Here is a 19117-nt window from a genome sequence, read left to right as displayed (position 1 = left end):
ATCAGTAGGTCCCGAGTTCGATTCTTGGTGCCGGCACCATACGAAATAACGAAAAAGGCTCACCGCAAGGTGGGCCTTTTTCGTATACGGGGAATTCAAAGCTATCTAGTCACAGCTTTGGTCACAGCTTCTCGCGGCATTGAGCTCCGGACTAGCAGTTCGAACCCAAAGGATCTCGCGCATAAAGCCGACCACGCAACCTTCATACATGCCCAGCCTCTCGATCAGTCAGTGAATGCCAGTGCGCATTTCAACCGCCCGCCTGGACTCTGCAGTGATTCGAAATCGGCGGAGAAATACACCGGCTCACGGACCCGCTAGCACTCATAGAAGATCTGCTCGCCTGCGCGCGACCGGACCTGCTCCCCAGCAAAATCCGTGATCAGCTCATTCGGCCAAGAACACCTGCCAGTGCAACAGCTGTATTAGCCGGCTAAGCCACTCCGGATGCTCAGCCAGCGCGGTTGGCAAGCGGTTTGGCTGGGTAGCCATCTGCAGTAGCTCACTGCTCACCGCATCGAGCGGCTCGGTGCGCAACAGCAACCCCTGGCGCCAGACCAGCACATCTTCCGCCGGCCAGTCCTGGGCTGAAGGTGCTGCAACTGCCCCGTGCTGGCTGGCCCACAAGCGGTACAGCGGATGATCCGAGCACAGCAGTGTCACCGAGGGATGCCAGCGAAGAGGCTGCACGAGCCACTCGTTTAGGGTCGCCAAGTCCATCTCTGCAATGCTCATCACGGGCGTGTCCGCAGCATGGAAAGCACACAGACGAGCCCATTCCAAACGGGCGATGTCCGCCAGATAACCGAGCGCACTCAAGGGCTGGAAATGGGCGATATAGTCGGCCAGCTCAGCCCCGTACTCATGCAGTGCGGCCGAGCGTGGTGGATGCTGTTGGATAAATACCGCCGCCAGTGCGGTGAAATAGCCCGGCCCCAGTAACCGCGCCAGCACCGGAAACCCCTGACGCAGGGCTTCCGTGCGGGACGCTCTGACGTTGTTGCGGTAAATGGCAAAACGCTGGGCAAAGGCACCTTCACCACACTCGCCCAGATGCAGTGGCACGGCATCGGCGTTATGCACTGCCAGGGAAAATTCTTCCAGTGCAATGGGCGTCATGCGGGTGTCTCCCGGGAGGCACAGGGCGGCATGTAGGGACTCTGCTGCAGAGCACGAGCGCAATCGGCTTCGGCCGCCAGGGTACCCCAGGCGGGCAACTCGCGGTCCCATTCGATCAGACTAGGGCGTGGGCCGGCCAGCAGCAGCCACTGCACATATAAAGCCCAGGTGTCATCGGCCACTGCACTGGCGTGATCGTCGATCAGCAGCGTGCCTCCGTTGATCTGCACCTGAGTGTGCCCTGCAAGGTGCAACTCCCCTACCCGTTCTGATGGCAATGCCTTCAGGTAACTGTCAGGGTTGCCGCCGCAGTTGTGGCAGCTGATCAGCAGATTGTTGAGGTCCAGCAGCAGGCCACAGTCGGTGGCCCGGCAGAGCTGGCGGAGAAACTCCACCTCGCTCATGCCGGACTCGTCCAGGCGCAGGTAAGCGGCCGGGTTCTCGATCAGGATCGTGCGGCCCAGTGCCTCCTGCACCTGCTGTATCCGCGAGCTCACCCGCTGCAGCGTGGCGGCGTTGTAGGCCAGCGGCAGCAGATCCCCCAGGTACTGGCCAGCGTGCCCAGACCAGGCCAGATGCTCGGACAGCAGCATGGGCTCGTAACGCTCGCACAGCCGGCGCAGACGTTGCAGATGCGGAGCATCCAAGGGTTCCACGCCGCCCAGCGAAAGGCCCACACCATGCACCGACAGCGGCAGGTGCCGGCGCAGTTCAGCGAGCTGTGCATGCAGCAAGCCGCCCTCTCCGAAATAGTTCTCCGCATGAACCTCGATGAAGTCGACGCGCCCGGGGTTGGCCAGCAGGGCTTCAAAATGCACCGGTTTGAACGCCACACCGGCACCGCCACGGAGCGCATAACCGCTCATGGTTCAGGGCCGCTGCACGGGCTCGAGCGAGCCCTTGCCGAACGGCGTTTCTATCTGCAGGCAGGTGCCTGCCGGGACCAGCTTCCAGGCGTTGCCCTGATAGTCGATCTTCGAGGTGCCCGCGCAGGAGGTGCCGGGCCCGGCGGCGCAGTCGTTCTGCCCGGCCAGCGAGATGCCGTAACACTTTTCCTTGCCGGCATTGACCGGAGCATTGGCGGCACTGGCTGACTGGGTGGCGGCGAGCAAGGCACTGGCCAGCGACAGGGCCAGACAGGTACTAAGCGTTTGCATAAGGTGCTCCTGGGTTAGCTAGGTGGTGGGAGTTCAGTTTTGCAGCCGGGCCAATGCCCGCTGTACGGCAGGCCGGGAAGCGATCCGATCAACCCAGGCCCGCACATGGGGGAATTTGTCCAAGTCGACGCCGGCATAGTCGGCAATGCGCAGCCAGCTGTAGTGCATGATGTCGGCGATTGAGTAGGTACTGCCGGCGAGCCAGGGTGTCTCGGCCAGACGCTCGTCCAGCAGCCCGGTCAGGCGCAGCGACTCGTTGCGGTAACGCTCGATGGCCAGCGGCACCGGCTCCGGAGCCGAGCGCAGGAACCAGCCGGCCTGGCCGAACATCGGCCCGACGCTGGCCACCTGCAGGAACAGGTATTCCATGGCGCGCTGGTACTCACGCGGGTCCTGCGGCAGCAAGGCACCGTGCTTCTGCGCCAGATACAGCAAAATGGCACCGGACTCGGCGAGATTGAGCGGCTGAGCGCCGGGGCCGTCGAGGTCGACCAGCACAGGAATCCGCCCATTGGGATTGAGCGCCAGAAAAGCCGGGCGCTTCTGCTCGCCCTGGCTCAGGTTTACCTTGATCAGCCGGTACTCGACACCCAGTTCTTCCAGGGTAATAGGCACCTTGAGGCCGTTGGGGGTGTTGGCGCTGTAGAGCTCTATCATTGCGGTGCCCTCAGGCATTGTTCCGGGTCGGCATGACCAGCGCAGGGGTTCTGGCTGACGCCGTGGCGACGCCGCCACAGGCGTTGCAGCCCGTGATCAAGCGCCAGACGTCCGCCGCCCTGCCTGATCAACAGCAGCAATGCCACCGCCCAGGTGCCGTGGGTGGGCCAGGCATCGGGGTAGACCAGCAGCTGAATCACCAGCGTCATCCCCAGCAGGCCGGCGGCCGCCAGACGTGTGCCCAGCCCAAGCAGCAGCAAGATCGGCAACAGATGCTCGGCAAAGGCGGCGAGCCCGGCGGCCAGCGCCGGATCGATCAGCGGCAGGCGGTACTCCTGCTGAAACAGGTAGAGCGTCGAATCCTTGAGCTGCCAACCCTCGACCTTGGTCCGGCCGGACTGCCAGAACAGCGCGCCGGGAGTGATGCGGGCCAGCAGCAACAGGGCATCACGGCCCAGCGCCTGCCAGCGTGCGGATACAGTTCGGACGGTCATGTCATCTCTCCGGAAAGCCCCTGCCGGCGGCAATCGCAGGCAAGGGGCGGCAGGCTTACAGGCTGCTGGGGGCCTTGTCCTTGATGGACGGCCAGTTGGCGTTGGCCTTGGCGATGTTGCCCGGCACGTCCTCGGACCACTTCTTGAACACGTCCGCGTTAACGTTCAGGTACAGCTTGCCGTCGACCACCTTGTACTGGCTCGGGTCGACATCGAGCTTCTTGCCCAACGCCGCGCCCATGGCGCAGAAGCCGCCGAACTGCGGCACGTAATGCGCGGCATCGCTCTGGAAGGTCTTCATGTTCTCGGCCGAGGCAAAGTAGTAGGTGGCACCGTCATGCTTCACGGCAAAACGCTTGTCGCCCATGGCCGGCTTGCCCTGGAAATAGGACACGCTGTCGTAACCCTTGAGGATCACCTGGCCGGCTTCGACGTTGATCGACGCAGTAGAGGTTTCGTCGTAGGCGAAGCTGCTGGTGGCGGTCAGCAGAGCGGCACCGCCGCTGGCCAGAGCAACGGCGAGGGAGGTAGCAATAAAGGAGTTCTTCAGGTTCATCGTGGTCTTCCTTACTGGATCAGTTGAACAGCGGGTGAACGTCAGAACCCGTTGAGTCCGACGTGAGCGCACTGTAGAAACCAAAGGAAAAAACAAGAACAACCCGATCTAGCAAAGCTCTATTGCAGAATCTGTAATTAACCACGCAGACTGTGGCCTCACATTGGGAGCCCAATATGGACCGCTTTCAGGAAATGCAGGTGTTTCTGGCCGTCGCCGAGGAACAGGGGTTTGCCGCCGCCGCCCGCCGGCTGAACATGTCGCCACCCAGCGTGACCCGCGCCGTGGCGGCGCTGGAAGAACGTATCGGCACCCTGCTGCTAACCCGCACCACCCGCAGCGTGCATATCACCGAGGCCGGCCAGCGCTACGCCGAGGACTGCCGGCGCATCCTGGCCGAACTGGAAGAAGCCGAGGAGTCGGCCGCCGGCAGCCATGCCATGCCGCGCGGGCAACTGACGCTCACGGCTCCCGTGTTGTTTGGCGAACTGTTTGTCACCCCATTGATGGTCGACTTCCTGGAACAGCATCCAGCCGTGCAGATCCGCGCGCTATTAGTAGACCGGGTGGTGGGCATGGTCGATGAAGGTATCGACGTGGCGATACGCATCGGCAACCTGCCCGACAGCGGCCTGAATGCGCTACGGGTCGGTGAAGTACGCCGCGTGATCTGCGCCTCCCCGGTTTTTCTCGATGAACATGGCCGGCCGACTCACCCTGAGCAGCTGCAGCAGATGCAGGTGGTGGCCTCGGCCAGCAGCCCGCTGCTCAGCGACTGGCAGTTCGAGGACAACGGCAGCCCGCTCAGCGTGCGCCTGCAACCGCGGCTGGTGGTCACCGCCAATCAGGCAGCCATCAATGCGGCCGCATTGGGCTGGGGCCTGACCCGGGTACTGAGCTATCAGGTGGCGGCCAAGGTCGCCAGCGGCGAGCTGGAAATCGTCCTACAGGAATTCGAGCAGCCGCCACTGCCCGTGCATGTGGTGTATCAGGGTGGGCGCAAGGTGGCGGCCAAGGTGCGCGCCTTCGTCGACTTCTGCGAACAGCGCCTGGGCCAGGACCCGGCGCTCAACCCTGTCCGGCAGGCCTGAGCCATGGACCGCCAGCAGCAGATGCAGGTGTTCCTCGCGGTCAGCCAGACCCTGAGCCTGGCCGCCGCGGCGCGTCAGCTGGAACTATCGGCCCCGACCGTGACCCGCGCCATCGACGCGCTGGAGGCCCGGCTGAACCTGGCGCTGCTGCAGCGCAGCACCCGTGGCGTGCTGCTCACCGAGGCGGGTGAACGCTTTGCCGCCGACTGCCTGCGCATTCTCGCCCAGGTACAGGAGGCCGAAGCCTCGGCCAGCGGCCTGCACAGCCAGCCACGCGGGCATCTGACGGTGAGCCTGCCGCTGCTGTTCGGGCAGGAGCTGATGCCGGCCATCCTGCTCGATTACCTGCAGCAGTATCCCGAGGTGCAGCTGTATGTCCGCTATCTGGACCGCCAGCCGAACCTGCATGAGGAAGGAGTGGATGTGGCGATTCTCGCGGGCACCCTGCCCGACTCCTCGCTATTTGCCCTCAAGGCTGGGCAGATCCGCCGCGTGGTCTGTGCCAGCCCGGCGTATCTGGCACGGCATGGCACGCCCGCTCGTCCCGATGAGCTGGCGCAGCACCGCATCATCCACTCCAGTGCCGATGCGCGGCTGACCGAGTGGCGCTTTCAGGTCGGTGGTGCCGTACGACATTACCCGTTGCGTCCCCGGTTGAGCTGCACCACCAATCAGGCGGCGATTCGCGCGGCCTGCGCCGATGGCGGACTGACCCGCTGTATGAGCTACCAGGTGCATGAGCGCCTGCAACGCGGCGAGCTGGTCGAGGTGCTACAGGCGTTCGGCTTGCCGGAGCTGCCGGTGCATGTGGTCTACCGCGAAGGCCGACGCGCCGCGGCGCGGGTGCGCAGCTTTGTCGATTTTGCGGTGAGTCGTTTGCGCGAGCACCAGGCGCTGCGCTGAACGACGGGTTCATTTCATTTCACGCAACAATGGATTGCCGATTCTGGCGATTCTGCGATTTGGCTCGATGACTCAGCATGGCTCCCACAGCACGGCACACCCGATGCCGCTGCTTCACCTAGCTAACTGCGGAGTCCACCATGTCCAAGCCGATCAAACTTTTCCGTCACCCGCTCTCCGGCCACGCCCACCGTGTCGAGCTGTTCCTCTCGCTGCTGAATCTGCCGACCGAACTGGTCTTCGTCGATCTGGCCAAGGGCGCGCACAAGTCAGCCGAGTTTCTGGCCATGAACCCCTTCGGCCAGGTGCCGGTGATCGATGACAACGGCGTGGTACTGACTGACTCCAACGCCATCCTGGTCTACCTGGCCAAGCAGTACGACACCAGCGGTCAATGGCTACCCAAGGATTCGCTGCTAGCGGCCCAGGTACAGCGCTGGCTGTCAGTCGCCGCCGGGCAGATTGCCTCGGGGCCCGCTACTGCACGTTTGATCACGGTGTTCGGCGCTCCCTACGACGCCGAATCGACCATCGCCCGCTCCCACGCCTTACTCAAGGTAGTCGAGCAGGAACTGGCCAGCCGTCCGTACCTGACCGGCAACCTGCCGACCCTGGCCGATGTCGCCAGCTATACCTATATCGCCCACGCTCCCGAGGGCAATGTGTCGCTGGCCGACTACCCGCAGGTGCGTGCCTGGCTGGCCCGTATCGAAGCCCTGCCGGGCTTCGTGCCGATGCAGCGAACTGCAGTCGGCCTGCAAAGCGCCTGAGCCAAACCGGCGCGGGTCACAGCCGCGCCGGTCTCCTTCATTCAGCGGAGTCCTGCCATGACCAGCCCACTGTCGCCCACCCCATCGCCCTGGCACTACGGGGAAAAGCAGTTGCAGGAACGCGTGGGCGTGGCCGGTCGCATGGAAGAATTCGGCCGGAGGGTGATCCGCGACCATATGCCCGACCAGCACCGCGACTTCTACCGGCAGCTGCCGTTTGTGCTGCTCGGCTCGGTCGACACCGCTGGCCGGCCCTGGGCCAGCATCGTCGAGGGTCCGTCGGGCTTTGCCCATTCGCCTCAACCGCGCCTGTTGCGACTGGATACGCAGCTGGCTGACGGAGATCCGGCGGCGCTGGCGCTGCAGGACGGCACGGCCGTGGGCCTGCTCGGCATTGAGTTACATAGCCGCCGACGCAACCGGCTCAATGGCCATATAGTCGGGCGTGATGAGTTCGGTCTGGGCATCGCCGTGGATCAGGCGTTCGGCAACTGTCCTCAGTACATCCAGCTGCGCCAGCACCTGCTGCCCGTCAGCCAGCAGCTGCCTGCGGTAGTGATCGAGCGACTGGACCATCTGGATGAGCCGGCGCAGCAAATGATTGCCGGTGCCGACACCTTCTTCGTCGCCAGCTACGTCACCCTGGACGATGGCCGGCTGGCGGTGGACGTTTCCCACCGGGGCGGTCAAGCCGGCTTTGTGCGCGTGCAGGGCAATCGCCTGAGCATCCCCGACTTCGCCGGCAACCTGCACTTCAACACCCTCGGCAACCTGCTGCTCAACCCGCAGGCCGGCCTGTTGTTTATCGACTTCGCCACGGGTGATCTGCTGCAGCTCAGCGGGCGGACCGAGCTGACTCTGGAGGGCGAGGAAATCCGCGCCTTCCAGGGTGCCGAGCGACTCTGGCATGTGGAGGTCGAGCAGATGATTCGCCGGCGCGGTGCGCTGGCGCTGCGCTGGGATTTCCAGAGTTACTCGCCCAACAGCCTGATGACCGGCAGCTGGGTGCAGGCTGCGGCCCGGCTGCAGGCGCAGGTCCAGCGCGATCAATGGCGGCCCTTGCGGGTGACCCGCGTGATCGAGGAAAGCGCCAATATCCGCTCGTTTTATCTGGAACCGGCCGATTCCGGTGGCTGGCCGGCGTTCTCGGCCGGCCAGCACCTGCCCCTGCGCCTGACCATTCCCGGGCAAGTGCATCCGGTCATTCGCACCTACAGCCTGTCCAGCGCGCCATCCGATGACTTTCTGCGAATCAGCGTGAAGCGCGACGGGCTGGCCTCCGGCTACCTGCATGATCAATTGACCATCGGCAGCCTGCTAGAAGCCAAGGCACCGCAGGGCCAGTTCGTGCTCGACCCCGAGCAGCGCCGGCCATTGGTGCTGCTCGCCGCCGGCGTCGGCATTACCCCGTTGCTGAGCATGCTGCGCGAAGTGGCTTACCAGAACCGCCGGCTGCGCCGTCGCCGCGCGGTCTGGCTGATTCAGAGCGCCCGCCAGCAGGCGGAACTCGCCTTCAGCCGGGAGCTGCAGGCACTGCAGCAGGAGACCGACGACACCCTGCAATGGCTGCGGGTACTTAGCCAGCCCGAAGCCGGTCTGCAGGAAGGGCTGGACTTCGACCGGCACGGGCGCATCGAAGTGGCGCTGCTCAAAGCCGTGCTGCCATTCGATGACTATGACTTTGTCCTGTGCGGCCCGGCTGGCTTCACCCAGGCGCTATATAACGGCCTGCGCGATCTGAACATCAGTGACAGCCGGTTGCATGCCGAGACCTTTGGTCCCTCCAGTCTGCAGCGGCGCCCGGACCTGGCCGGCCCATCCCAGGAGTTGCCACCAGTAGCCACCCATCCCGTCCCCGTGCTGTTCGAGCAGTCGGCCAAGGAGGCGCGTTGGCTACCCGGCAGCGGCAGCCTGCTGGAGCTGGCCGAAAGCCGCGGCCTGACTCCGGAGTTCAGCTGCCGAGGCGGAACCTGCGGCACCTGCCGCACACGCATCGTCAGCGGTCAGGTGACCTATCCGCAGCCACCGGCCAACCTGCCGGCCGAGGGCGAAGCGCTGATCTGCTGCTCCGTGCCCGCCGCAGGCAAGGACAGCACACAGCCACTGATACTCGATCTTTAGTTACTGGCACTGCCCAGCGCAGCGCCAGTCGACCCTCCCCTCAACCTCGAGGTCCCATCCATGTCTTTAGAAGCACGCCCTCCCTTCCCGCCCTTCACCCGAGAAACCGCCGCGCAGAAAGTGCGTATGGCCGAGGATGGCTGGAACAGCCGCGACCCCGAGCGGGTGGCGCTGGCCTATACAGCCGACAGCCAGTGGCGCAACCGCAGCGAGTTCCTGCGGGGCCGCGAGCAGATCCGCGACTTCCTCACCGACAAGTGGCAGCGCGAACAGCAATACCGCCTGATCAAGGAACTCTGGGCCTATGAAGGCAACCGCATCGCCGTGCGCTTCGCCTACGAGTGGCATAACGCCGAGGGCCAGTGGTGCCGTTCCTACGGTAACGAAAACTGGGAATTCGACGAGCATGGCCTGATGCAAGTGCGCCATGCCAGCATCAACGATCTGCCAATTCGTGAAGATCAGCGCCTGTTCAGCTGGCCGCAGGGCCGTCGTCCCGAAGATCACCCAGGGCTGACGGAGCTCGGCCTCTGAATGCGCCGGTTAAACTAGTTTCGATTCAGATGCTCAGCCAAGCGTAGACAGAGCGACCGCCTTACTCGGATTCGAACCCGACACCGAAGATGCTGAAGCCACCGCGTTCTCGCTCGGCACGGCCCCCTCCTTCGAGAGGGGCGCTGGGCTACGCAGCAGAAAGTGTGACAGCGCGGGAATCAGGATCAGCGCGCCGAGCATGTTCCACAGGAACATAAAGGTCAGCAGGATGCCCATGTCGGCCTGGAACTTGATCGGCGACCAGGCCCAGCACACCACGCCAGCCGCCAGGGTAATCCCAACCAGGCCAACCACACGCCCGGTGAAGGCCACGGCGTTGCGGTAGGCCTCGGTGAGTGGCATGCCCTGGCGCTGGTAGTGCAGCTGCACACTGAGCAGGTACAGCGCGTAGTCCACGCCGATGCCGACGCCCAGGGCAATCACCGGCAGGGTTGCGACCTTGACGCCGATGCCCATGGCCACCATCAGGGCCTCGCAGAGGATCGAGGTGAGCACCAGTGGCAGCAGTGCCACCAACGTCGCGCGCCAGCTGCGGAAGGTGATCAGGCAGAAGATGGTCACCGCCAGATAGACGTACAGCAGCATGGTGCGATTGGCTTCGCGCACCACGATATTGGTCGCCGCCTCGATCCCGGCTGAGCCTGCGGCCAGCAGGAACTGACGATCCTCGGTGCTGTTGTCGCGGGCGAACTTCTCGGCGATGGCCACCACGCCATCCAGGGTCTCGGCCTTGTGGTCCTTGAGGAAGGCGATCACCGGCATCAGCGAGCAGTCGGTGTTGAACAGTTCCGGGGCATTCACCGAGGCCTGCTGGGCGGCATAGTTCAGCACGTTCTGGTTGCGCTGGATGCTGTTCAGCTTGGGGTTGCCCTCATAGGTGCCGGCGGTGATCTGGCGCACCGCATTGACCAGCGACGCAGTGGCCTGCACCCCAGGATGCTGCTGCAGCTCCCAGGCCAGGCGGTCGGCCAGGATCAGGGTCTGGTAGTTCAGGCAGCCTTCGGCCGGGGTCTTGATCATCACCGCGAACAGGTCGCTGGACAGCGCGTAGTGGCTGGTGATGTAGGCGTTGTCGCGGTTGTAACGCGAGTCGGCGCGCAGCTCCGGGGCACCGCTATCGAGGTCGCCGATCTTCAGCTGCAGGCTGACCACGAAGCCGCCGACACCCAGCAGCACCGCCACCAAAACGGCACCGGTGGCCCACTTCGGCGTGGTGAAGCGATCGAGCAGATCCCACAGCTTGCCGAAGCCACGATTCTGCGCCGCGCGGGTGTCGATCTTCAGCGCGCGCTCGGCGGCTTTGGCACCGACGCCAACATAGGACAGCGCCACCGGCATCAGCAGCAGCGAGGTGAAGATCAGCACGGCCACGCCGATGCTGGCGGTGATGGCCAGGTCCTGGATCACCGGGATGTCGATCAGCATCAGCACGGCGAAGCCCACGGCATCGGCCAGCAGCGCGGTGACCCCAGCCACGAACAGGCGGCGGAAGGTGTAGCGCGCGGCGATCAGCTTGTGGGTGCCGCGGGCGATGTCCTGCATGATGCCGTTCATCTTCTGCGCCGCGTGGGACACGCCGATGGCGAAGATCAGGAAGGGCACCAGCACCGAGTAGGGGTCGATGGCGTAGCCCAGCCAGGCGACGATGCCCAGCTGCCAGACCACCGCGATCAGCGAGCAGCCGACCACCAGCAGAGTGCTGCGCACGCAGCGGGTGTAGAGGTAGATGATCAGCAGCGAGGTGGCCACGGCCAGGCCGAAGAACATCATCACCTGGATCAGGCCGTCGATCAGGTCGCCGATCAGCTTGGCGAAGCCGATCACGCGGATCTTGTACTTGCCGCTGCCTTCCTCGCCCGAACCGTGCGCAGCGCTGTCACCGGCGAACTCGATCTTGTTGCGCAACTGCTCTTCGAGCAGCTGCGAGAATTCGTAGTAGTTGAGGCGCTTGCCGGTGGCCGAGGCCTTGTCCAGCAACGGCACGATCAGCATGGTCGACTTGAAGTCGCTGGCCACCAGGCTGCCGACGATGCCGGCGCGGTTGATGTTCTGCCGCAGCTGCTCGATATCCGTGGGCGAGCCCTGGTAGGCATCGGGCATCACCGGGCCACCCTGGAAACCTTCCTCGGTGACTTCGGTCCAGCGCACTGCCGGGCTCCACAGCGATTTCATCCAGGCGCGGTCGACGCCTTCGCTGAGGAACAACTCGTCGTTGACCTGCTTGAGCACGGCCAGGTACTCGGGGTCGAAGATATCGCCCTGGGTGTTCTCCACCACCACCCGCACCGAGTTGCCCAGGCCGCGCAGCGACTTGCGGTTCTCCAGGAAATTCTGGATGTACGGCTGGCTCTGCGGAATCATCTTCTCGAAGCTGGGGCGCAGCTCCAGGCGGGTCGCCGCCATGTAGCCCAGCACCAGGGTGGCCAGGGTCATGAGCAGCATGAACAGGATGCGGTTGTTGAACACCAGGCGTTCCAGCCGGTTGCCTGAGCTGCGATCGAAATCCACCAGTTCGCGGATCACCGGCATGCTGTCTTGCTTCAAATTGCCCATGTCTGGGTACTCGCTCTAATTCTTCTGGTTATTCGATGGGCAGCGTGCGTACGCCACGGCTACCGACCAGGGCCAATTCGCCGTTGCTGCCCAAGGCGGCACCCGCCACTGGCGACTGGGCGGTTTGCGCCACCAACTGCAACGGGCTGTTGCCCGCGCCGCTCAGCAACATGTGCCCGGCCTGGCTGAACAGCCGGTAACGCCCGCTGCCATCGAGCAGCGCGGTGCTGATGCTGACCTGCAGGCCGCTGTCGAGCTGGGCCCAGCTGTAGCCACCATCGGTGCTGCGAAATACATGGCCGCGCAGGCCATAGGCAAGCACTTCGCCGGGCTGGCCGACGATGCCAAAATAGCTGCCTTCATAAGGGGTTTCGAGGGCGATAAAGCGCTCGAGGCTGGCGTCCCACTTGCGCAGCAGGCCCTGTTCGCCAGCGATGTACAGCGCATCACCGGTGAAGGCGATGGCATTCAGGTGCAAACCCTGCGGGTTGTCGGTGCGGTCCTGGAACGGCGTCCAGCTCTGGCCGCCGTCGGTGGTGCGCAGGATCAGGTTGAACACGCCGATCACATAGCCGAGCTGGTCGTTGGCGAACCAGACATCCAGCAGCGGCTTGTCGGCACCTTCCTCGATCAGCCGCTGGCCTTCGGCGGCCAGCGTGGCCCACTGTTCGTTAGCCGGCTCGGCACTGGCCAAGGCGGAATAATGCTTGAGCACCAGCTCGCCGACCTGGCGGCCATCGAGCTGTTTGTTCCAGGTCATGCCGGCGTCGCTGCTGTGCAGCACCACGCCATCGTTGCCCACCGCCCAGCCCTGCTCGGCGGACGGAAAATGCACGGCGCTCAGGTCGGAACTGACCGGCACCGCAGCCTGTTGCCAGGCCTTGCCGGCATCATCGGAATAGACAATGTGGCCACGTTGGCCGACGGCAACCAGGCGCTTGCCGGCCTGGGCCAGATCCAGCAACGGACTGCGCGACGCCAGGGCACTCGGTTTGGCCGGCAGATCCAGCACGTCGATGTAGCCCGCCGCCTGCGCCACGCCTTGCCACAGCACCAGTAGCACGCCCAGCGCCAGCAGCAGCGCGCGCTTGTTGAATGAACACATAACGCGTCCTCTTGAGAAAACAGCGCCGGGGGCACTCAGGGTGCAGCCCGGCGTCGAATCAGGTCGTCGCGCGGCGCGGCCCGAGGGTCGAGTCGCTGCCGGCCGTTGCAGGATCGCTGCAATGACCGGCCTGGACACCTGTCACACTGCTTTAGCGGATACCGGCACCCGCCAGGGACTCCGGCGACCACTGTGCCTTCGACAGCGACTCGCCGTACTTGATGCCGCCGTGCGGGCCTACCACACCGTTGATGTTGTAGGTGCCGCCGACTAGGTCGTAGATCATGAAGGGCGTGGTATCCGGGATCTGCTTGTCGTAGCTCTGGCTGAGGAACGCGAAGGAACCACGGAACAGCTGGCCACGGGCGTCGTACTGGTCAGAGGCCAGAGCCATCCAGCTGTCCTCGTCCAGGTAGAAGCGACGCTTGGCGTAGATGTGCCGCGCGCCGTCCTTCAGCGTGCCCTCCACGACCCACACGCGGTGTTTCTCCCAGCGCACGTGCTGCGGGTTCAGGTGATTCGGCGTAGTCAGCGCCTTGGCATCCGGCTGGTAGGTCAGTGCGTAGGTGTTGTACGGCACGAACATTTCCCGCTTACCCACCAGCTTCCAGTCGAAGCGGTCCAGCGCACCGTTGAAGACGAACACGTCATCGTAGGTGCCGGCACCAGCGGTACCCGGGTTCGGCGTGTCGTAGGCGAGGTTCGGGGCCAGCTTGACCCGACGCTGACCGGGCAGGTACTGCCAGGCGCGGCGCGGTTGGTCCAGCGGGTTGGCGGCGTCGCGCAGCATGATCGACTCGCCGGCGCGACGGGCCGGGCCGGTGTAGTACAGCTTCATCTGGTAGTAGGTGTCCTTGGCCGTAATCGGCTTGGACATGTCTTCGTAGATGGCGTAGTTGATAAAGGCCTGGCCAGTCACGGCCAAGGCCGCCACGCCCGCCGAGTCGACGTTCCAGGAGTCATATTTGCTCGCGATGTTCACCCCCTGGTAACGCAGCAGGAAGTTCCACATGGCCTCGGCACCCGACTGCGGGATCGGGAAGGGAATACCTGGCAGCGCATTCTCGATGGCATTGCCGCCTTCCAGCGACTTGGCCACGGTGGCGTTCTTCAGCGTGTTATCCAGCACGGCCTGCGGCAGCGCCACGCTGCGGTGAGTCGGGTAGACGTCCACGCGGAAGCTGGGGAAGCGGGTCGCCAGCTCGACGGCGGTAGCGGTCAGCTGGTCCTTGTACTGGGCAACGTTCTTGCCGTCGATCACCAGCAGCGGCTTCTCGCCGGCATAGGGATCGGGGCGCATGCTGTCACCGGCCTTGAAACCGGCCGGAGCAGTGGTCAGGCCACCGGTGTAGGCCGGAATGGAGCCGTCGGCGTTGGCCGCCATCTCGGCACCGACCGGGGTCAGGTTGCTGCCCAGCTTAGCGGCTTCGTCAACCGATACGGCCGCCAGCACATGGCCGGAAACGGCCAGAGTCAGTGAAGCGGCCAGCAGAGTTTGTACAAATTTCATCGTGTTTATCTCCTGCTTACTTACTAAGCAATTCGTAAATCAGAAGGTGGTTTTCAGGGTCAGATAGACGGCACCACGGTCTTCGGTAGTGGCACCACCACCGGAGAAGGACGAGTAGCCTCCGGCGTAGCAGGTGTAGCGCTGGGTGCCATCGAGCGCGTTCGGCGTGGAACCGTCGGTCGCACCGTTTTCGCACTTCTCGGACTCACCAAAGGAATCCACATACTTCAGGTCGACGAAGTACTGGTTGTAGATGGCCGCCCCCACACCGATCGCATAGGTGCCGGTATCTTCCGCACCACCGCCCTGCACGGGGGAAACCCCGTCGAGCCCGACGTTGACCGACATCGGCAGGCTCATGTCGACACCCGGGAACACCTGGTACCAGGTCGGCGTGAAGTTGACGGCCAGCCCCCAGTTGTCGCGGGTCGGCTTGTCGAGGCCGCGGTAGGTGTCCTTGCCCTTGTACAGCGCCTCGTTATGGCTATCGAGTTCCAGCAGGTTGCTGTAGTACAGCTCGCTCAGCAGCACGGCCGAATCGAACAGCGGCGTGTCGGCGATGGTCATCAGGCCATTGAGAGTCCAGTGCAGGGTATCGCCGGTGGCACCGTAGCCATCGCTGGTATCCACAATCACCCCGGTGCTGGCTTTGCGGTCAGGCAACGCCAGCGTGCCCTGCGCCAGCCCATCGGGGCCCGGTGCACTGAGAATCGCCGGGATGCTGGAGAGCGGCATGTTGTGGCGAATGTTCAGGTCGCTGCCGACGCTGATCCCGGCGACATCCTTGGACAGGCTGATGCCGTAGATATCGACGTCCTCACCGTAGGCAAGTGCGTAGCTGGTGGTATCGATCGTATTGCGCAGCGTTGGAACCCCCGCCGGCGCACCCAGCCCACCGGTATTCAAGCCGCGGGCATCCAGTACCGCCTGCGGCAAGATATCCGAGGTATTGCGGTAGTAGACGCCCAGGGTGCCGTCCAGCCATTCCGGCGACCACTTGGCCATCAGGCCCCAGTCGCCACGTTCGTCCGGGGTGATGTCATCGCCACGCCGGATATTGCTCAACGTGCCATTCGGCCCGGCCAGCCCAGGACCACCGGTGTGGCCCAGGAGGAACGACTGCGCGCCTTCGCCGACCAGATCGGAACCGCCGTAATAGGTGCCGGCTTCCGGTAGACGGGCGGCATCCCACTTGAAGAAGTATTGCGCGGCCAGGGTCAGCTCGGGATTGACGGTGAAGGAGGTGGAGAGCTGGTTACGCGGAACGAACAACTCCTTGGCCTCGGTACCCGGCGACGCCGCTAGCTTGGCCAGGTCGAGGCCGGACTGGCCGTAGCTGATCGAGTGCACCGGGTTGAGCAGGGTCTCGCCCCAGAACACGTTGTGCTGGCCGGCCTTGACGCCGAGCAGGGACTCTTCACCCACTTCGGTGCTGTAGAACACGAAGGCATCGAGAATCTCGCCAGACGGGCCGCTGTAATAACGCTGGGCGTAATTGCTCAGATGCGGGCTGCCAAACATGGCCGGCGCTGTCGGACGGCCATTCCACCCCGCAATACCCGAGGTTTCACCATTGCCGTTGACGAACGGATTGGAGCTGGAGCCGGCGTTGTCGTACGCCTTGTCGTACCAGCTGGCCGCACTGACACGGAAGCCCATGCTGCCCTGATAGACCACGTCCATCTCGGTCAGGATATCGACCCGATTGCTGATGTTGGTGCCGGCCTTGCGGAAGTTGTAGTCGCCGTCGTTGTTGTTCGGCGTGCCGAGCATGCGCTTGTCGGCACTTTCGGTGCGCACACCGTAGTTGTACTTGACGGTGTTGTCGAAACGCACCGCCCAGTCCTCACTGCCGGTGTCGACCTCAAAGGCGTGGGCAGTTGGCAAGGACGCCAGCACGATGGCCGTCGCCAACAGGCTGCGCCGCCAGGATATAGGGCTGTGAGATTTATTATTGTTGTGCACGGGTTCTCTCCGCTTGTGGTGAATAGGGTTCTAGCAATGACTCACACCCGGTTATGGGTGAGGTGTGAGCGCTATTGATTCGATCCATCCTTAGACGCTGGCGCGTCATGCTTGATAAGCGCTACGACAGGCTTGTCGCAGCCTGTTTGACCTAGCGATCCAGCTCGCGAACAAACGCCTCGGCCTGCGACCATTCGCCATAGCCGGAGGCCGGGTTGAGATGGCCGACCTCACCGAGGTTGACCAGCTCGCTGCCCCAGTCCTGGGCCATGCGGGTGACCGCCTCCAGGCTGGCCAGGTGATCGTTGCTGCTGGCGGCGACAATGCTGGGGAACGGCAGACGGCCCTTGGGCAACGGTCCCCAACCATTGGCGCTCAGGCTTTCCGGGGCCGGATAACCTGGCGGCCAGCTGGCGTCGAGATCCGGCGGCGCGGCCAGCAAGGCACCCTTGAGCGGGTATTGGGAGCCGTAACGGGCCGCCCAGTGCACCAGCATCAACACGCCGGCACTGTGCGCGACCATGATCAGCGGCCCGTCGATCTGCGCCACTTCACGCTGGATGGCATCGACCCGAGCCGCGCAGCTGAGCTTGCAGACTTCCAGCGGTGGCACGCTGCGCACCTTGCTCAGCTTGGCAGCCAGCAAGGTCTGCCAGTGCTCGCTGACATGCTCACGCAGGCCCGGCACGATCAGAACAGTTGCGGCCGTTTGATGTTTATCCACTTCAGCACCTTGCCTTCTCGATGACTCGACTGACTGGGTCGTCAGCACCTTGCATAGCGTTGACAGTAAAGCCCCCTCGGCAGGTGTGCTTTTCATTGAACGTCAGCTGCTTTTCATTTGGTGACACGCGCTCAATACCCCCAGCCACAGCGCGCTTCGGCGACTAGCGGTAACGCACAGCCCAACAACCAGGCAGGCCCCGACCCGCTCAGCGGCACCTGCGGGAACCCAGCAGCAATCGCCGATCGACGCCAACTCAGGCATTGAAACGCGCGACCAGCGCGTGCAGCGAATGCGCGGTGGCCTCCAGCTCGCCGCCCAGCTGGGCGGAGCGTGTGGTGACCTCGGCATTCTGTTCAGCGGCCTGGGAGATATTGCCGATCTGCCGCGAGATATCCTCGGCCACCAGGTTCTGCTGTTCGGCGGCGGCGGCCATCTGCTCGGCCATCTGGTGAATGCGCTCGACCGCGACGGTGATGCCGCCCAGCGCCGTTTCGGTCTCGACCACCCGCGCCACGCCGGCGCGCGCCTCTTCGCTGCCCTGGCGGGCAATCTGCACGGCCTGCCCCGCCACACCCTGCAGGTTGGCGATGATGTTCTGGATGGCCCCGGTGGACTCCTGGGTCTTCGACGCCAGCGCCCGCACCTCGTCCGCCACCACGGCAAAGCCGCGGCCCTGCTCGCCGGCCCGCGCGGCCTCGATGGCGGCATTGAGGGCCAGCAGGTTGGTCTGTTCGGCAATGGCGCGGATCATGTTGGCCGCCTGCTGGATCGACTGCGCCTCATTGGCCAGCCCCGCCACCGAGGCACTGATGCTCTCCACCGTGTGCGCCAGCTTCTCCACCACCGTGCGGCTCTGCTGCGCCTGGCGGGCACCATCGAGCGACAGCTGGCTGACCTGACGCGCTTCCACGGCTGTCTGCTGCACGTGCACGGCAACCTGGCCGATCGAGGCGGCCATCTCGTGCATGGCAGTAGCCGCCATGTCGGCCTCGACCCGCTGCGCCTGCAGCGAACGCTCGGCCTGCTGCACCAACAGCCCATTCTCCGACGCCTGGCTGGCGGTGCGCGTGGCCTGGTCGCCGAGCAGACCGAGGGCCGTGCGAATCCGCGCGCCCTCACTGATCAGCGCCAACTGCAGGCGCGACACGGCACCGGTATCGTCGGTATAGGTCCGCGCCACCAGCTCGCTGGCAAAGGCCTTGGGCGAGGCCAGAGCCACCCGCTGCAGAGCCCGTTTGACGAAGCCCAGGGTGGCCACAGTCTGCGCCAGCGCCAGCAGCACCAACAGCGCGATACCAAGCCCGGCCTGGCCCAGGGCGTAGAGCGCCGGCCCCAGCAGGAGAGCAAGCAGCGGCAGCAGCAGGAAGCGCGCCGCCACGCCGAGACGCTCAGCCACCGACGACGCCGCGCGTCCCTGATTCAGGCGGGCGTAAAGGGCCGTGGCGCGGCGCACCTGATCGGCATCCGGCTTGACCCGCACCGACTCGAAACCCACCACTCGGCCGTGGTCCAGAATCGGCGTGACATAGGCGTTGACCCAGTAGTGATCGCCGTTGCTGCTGCGGTTCTTGACGATGCCCATCCAGCTCTTGCCGGCCTTGAGGTATTCCCACATCTGCGCATAAACCTGCGCCGGCATGTCCGGGTGACGCACCAGGTTGTGCGGGCTGCCGATCAGCTGCTCACGGGTGAAACCGCTGACGGTGACGAACTCGTCGTTGCAATAGGTGATCTTGCCGTGAGTGTCGGTGGCTGAAATCAGGCGTTGATCGGCCGGGTACGTGCATTCCCGACCGCTGAGGGGCATGTTGACGCGCATGTGGATTTCCTGGGC

17 protein-coding genes are annotated in these 19117 nt (G+C 64.3%); 5 read left to right on the top strand and 12 right to left on the bottom strand.

Translation table 11 applies throughout. The annotated features are described in order from the left end of the window. Positions 1-387 precede the first annotated feature (387 nt). The 6 genes from WBK23_RS19950 to WBK23_RS19925 are packed head-to-tail and all read right to left on the bottom strand — an operon-like array spanning position 388 to position 3983. A complete protein-coding gene (locus WBK23_RS19950; protein WP_424485671.1) occupies positions 388-1119 on the bottom strand; it encodes a putative DNA-binding domain-containing protein in 732 nt (243 codons plus the stop codon). Beyond that, positions 1116-1985: a DUF692 domain-containing protein gene (locus WBK23_RS19945; protein ID WP_424485670.1), complete on the bottom strand. Its 870-nt coding sequence runs from the start codon at positions 1983-1985 to the stop codon at positions 1116-1118. Before WBK23_RS19945 ends, WBK23_RS19950 begins: the two co-directional genes overlap by 4 nt. Before the next feature lie 3 nt (positions 1986-1988). Further along, positions 1989-2276 (bottom strand): DUF2282 domain-containing protein, encoded by a 288-nt coding sequence (locus WBK23_RS19940; protein ID WP_424485669.1) that lies wholly within the window; start codon positions 2274-2276, stop codon positions 1989-1991. A gap of 33 nt (positions 2277-2309) precedes the next feature. Then, complete coding sequence (locus WBK23_RS19935) at positions 2310-2933, bottom strand: glutathione S-transferase family protein (RefSeq protein ID WP_424485668.1); 624 nt, start codon at positions 2931-2933, stop codon at positions 2310-2312. Then, positions 2930-3427: a DoxX family protein gene (locus WBK23_RS19930; protein ID WP_424485667.1), complete on the bottom strand. Its 498-nt coding sequence runs from the start codon at positions 3425-3427 to the stop codon at positions 2930-2932. The genes WBK23_RS19935 and WBK23_RS19930 overlap by 4 nt, the downstream gene beginning before the upstream one ends. 55 nt (positions 3428-3482) lie before the next feature. Further along, positions 3483-3983, bottom strand: a complete 501-nt coding sequence (locus WBK23_RS19925) for a YHS domain-containing (seleno)protein (RefSeq protein WP_424485666.1) — start codon at positions 3981-3983, stop codon at positions 3483-3485. A 176-nt stretch (positions 3984-4159) separates the two neighbouring features. On the opposite strand from WBK23_RS19925, the gene WBK23_RS19920 reads away from it, so the two are divergent. From WBK23_RS19920 to WBK23_RS19900, 5 genes are all read left to right on the top strand, one after another. Beyond that, positions 4160-5074: a LysR family transcriptional regulator gene (locus tag WBK23_RS19920; protein ID WP_424485665.1), complete on the top strand. Its 915-nt coding sequence runs from the start codon at positions 4160-4162 to the stop codon at positions 5072-5074. A gap of 3 nt (positions 5075-5077) precedes the next feature. Then, positions 5078-5977: a LysR family transcriptional regulator gene (locus WBK23_RS19915; protein ID WP_424485664.1), complete on the top strand. Its 900-nt coding sequence runs from the start codon at positions 5078-5080 to the stop codon at positions 5975-5977. A gap of 140 nt (positions 5978-6117) precedes the next feature. After that, positions 6118-6747: a glutathione S-transferase family protein gene (locus WBK23_RS19910; RefSeq protein ID WP_424485663.1), complete on the top strand. Its 630-nt coding sequence runs from the start codon at positions 6118-6120 to the stop codon at positions 6745-6747. A 57-nt stretch (positions 6748-6804) separates the two neighbouring features. After that, positions 6805-8868 (top strand): pyridoxamine 5'-phosphate oxidase family protein, encoded by a 2064-nt coding sequence (locus WBK23_RS19905; RefSeq protein WP_424485662.1) that lies wholly within the window; start codon positions 6805-6807, stop codon positions 8866-8868. Positions 8869-8928: 60 nt separating this feature from the next. Continuing rightward, complete coding sequence (locus WBK23_RS19900) at positions 8929-9402, top strand: DUF1348 family protein (protein ID WP_424485661.1); 474 nt, start codon at positions 8929-8931, stop codon at positions 9400-9402. Positions 9403-9435: 33 nt separating this feature from the next. Here WBK23_RS19900 and WBK23_RS19895 read toward each other — a convergent pair whose 3' ends face one another. The 6 genes from WBK23_RS19895 to WBK23_RS19870 all read right to left on the bottom strand — a co-directional run bounded on the left by WBK23_RS19895 (position 9436) and on the right by WBK23_RS19870 (position 19102). Then, complete coding sequence (locus tag WBK23_RS19895; protein WP_424485660.1) at positions 9436-11976, bottom strand: efflux RND transporter permease subunit; 2541 nt, start codon at positions 11974-11976, stop codon at positions 9436-9438. A 28-nt stretch (positions 11977-12004) separates the two neighbouring features. Further along, on the bottom strand, positions 12005-13081 hold the full coding sequence (locus WBK23_RS19890) for a WD40/YVTN/BNR-like repeat-containing protein (RefSeq protein ID WP_424485659.1): 1077 nt from the start codon (positions 13079-13081) through the stop codon (positions 12005-12007). Between the two features lie 151 nt (positions 13082-13232). Then, positions 13233-14591, bottom strand: a complete 1359-nt coding sequence (locus WBK23_RS19885) for a DUF1329 domain-containing protein (RefSeq protein ID WP_424485658.1) — start codon at positions 14589-14591, stop codon at positions 13233-13235. A 39-nt stretch (positions 14592-14630) separates the two neighbouring features. Beyond that, entirely contained in the window at positions 14631-16556 is a 1926-nt protein-coding gene (locus WBK23_RS19880; RefSeq protein WP_424485657.1) for a DUF1302 domain-containing protein, read from the bottom strand. A 151-nt stretch (positions 16557-16707) separates the two neighbouring features. Next, a complete protein-coding gene (locus tag WBK23_RS19875) occupies positions 16708-17280 on the bottom strand; it encodes an RBBP9/YdeN family alpha/beta hydrolase (protein ID WP_424485656.1) in 573 nt (190 codons plus the stop codon). 256 nt (positions 17281-17536) lie between these two features. Then, a complete protein-coding gene (locus WBK23_RS19870; RefSeq protein WP_424485655.1) occupies positions 17537-19102 on the bottom strand; it encodes a methyl-accepting chemotaxis protein in 1566 nt (521 codons plus the stop codon). Between the last annotated feature and the right edge of the window lie 15 nt (positions 19103-19117).

This window comes from Pseudomonas sp., assembly GCF_049653025.1.
In the GTDB taxonomy this organism is placed as follows: domain Bacteria; phylum Pseudomonadota; class Gammaproteobacteria; order Pseudomonadales; family Pseudomonadaceae; genus Aquipseudomonas.
The sequence above is the reverse complement of the archived record's forward strand: the minus strand, read 5'-3'. Positions and strand labels throughout refer to the sequence as shown.

What these genes read in the sequence shown, in the direction of transcription:
- WBK23_RS19885 (WP_424485658.1), bottom strand. Translation starts at nt 14,591, where the DNA reads ATGAAATTTGTACAAACTCTGCTGGCCGCTTCACTGACTCTGGCCGTT.
- WBK23_RS19870 (WP_424485655.1), bottom strand. Translation starts at nt 19,102, where the DNA reads ATGCGCGTCAACATGCCCCTCAGCGGTCGGGAATGCACGTACCCGGCC.
- WBK23_RS19895 (WP_424485660.1), bottom strand. Translation starts at nt 11,976, where the DNA reads ATGGGCAATTTGAAGCAAGACAGCATGCCGGTGATCCGCGAACTGGTG.
- WBK23_RS19905 (WP_424485662.1), top strand. Translation starts at nt 6,805, where the DNA reads ATGACCAGCCCACTGTCGCCCACCCCATCGCCCTGGCACTACGGGGAA.
- WBK23_RS19945 (WP_424485670.1), bottom strand. Translation starts at nt 1,985, where the DNA reads ATGAGCGGTTATGCGCTCCGTGGCGGTGCCGGTGTGGCGTTCAAACCG.
- WBK23_RS19890 (WP_424485659.1), bottom strand. Translation starts at nt 13,081, where the DNA reads ATGTGTTCATTCAACAAGCGCGCGCTGCTGCTGGCGCTGGGCGTGCTA.
- WBK23_RS19930 (WP_424485667.1), bottom strand. Translation starts at nt 3,427, where the DNA reads ATGACCGTCCGAACTGTATCCGCACGCTGGCAGGCGCTGGGCCGTGAT.
- WBK23_RS19915 (WP_424485664.1), top strand. Translation starts at nt 5,078, where the DNA reads ATGGACCGCCAGCAGCAGATGCAGGTGTTCCTCGCGGTCAGCCAGACC.
- WBK23_RS19920 (WP_424485665.1), top strand. Translation starts at nt 4,160, where the DNA reads ATGGACCGCTTTCAGGAAATGCAGGTGTTTCTGGCCGTCGCCGAGGAA.
- WBK23_RS19950 (WP_424485671.1), bottom strand. Translation starts at nt 1,119, where the DNA reads ATGACGCCCATTGCACTGGAAGAATTTTCCCTGGCAGTGCATAACGCC.
- WBK23_RS19910 (WP_424485663.1), top strand. Translation starts at nt 6,118, where the DNA reads ATGTCCAAGCCGATCAAACTTTTCCGTCACCCGCTCTCCGGCCACGCC.
- WBK23_RS19940 (WP_424485669.1), bottom strand. Translation starts at nt 2,276, where the DNA reads ATGCAAACGCTTAGTACCTGTCTGGCCCTGTCGCTGGCCAGTGCCTTG.
- WBK23_RS19935 (WP_424485668.1), bottom strand. Translation starts at nt 2,933, where the DNA reads ATGATAGAGCTCTACAGCGCCAACACCCCCAACGGCCTCAAGGTGCCT.
- WBK23_RS19925 (WP_424485666.1), bottom strand. Translation starts at nt 3,983, where the DNA reads ATGAACCTGAAGAACTCCTTTATTGCTACCTCCCTCGCCGTTGCTCTG.
- WBK23_RS19900 (WP_424485661.1), top strand. Translation starts at nt 8,929, where the DNA reads ATGTCTTTAGAAGCACGCCCTCCCTTCCCGCCCTTCACCCGAGAAACC.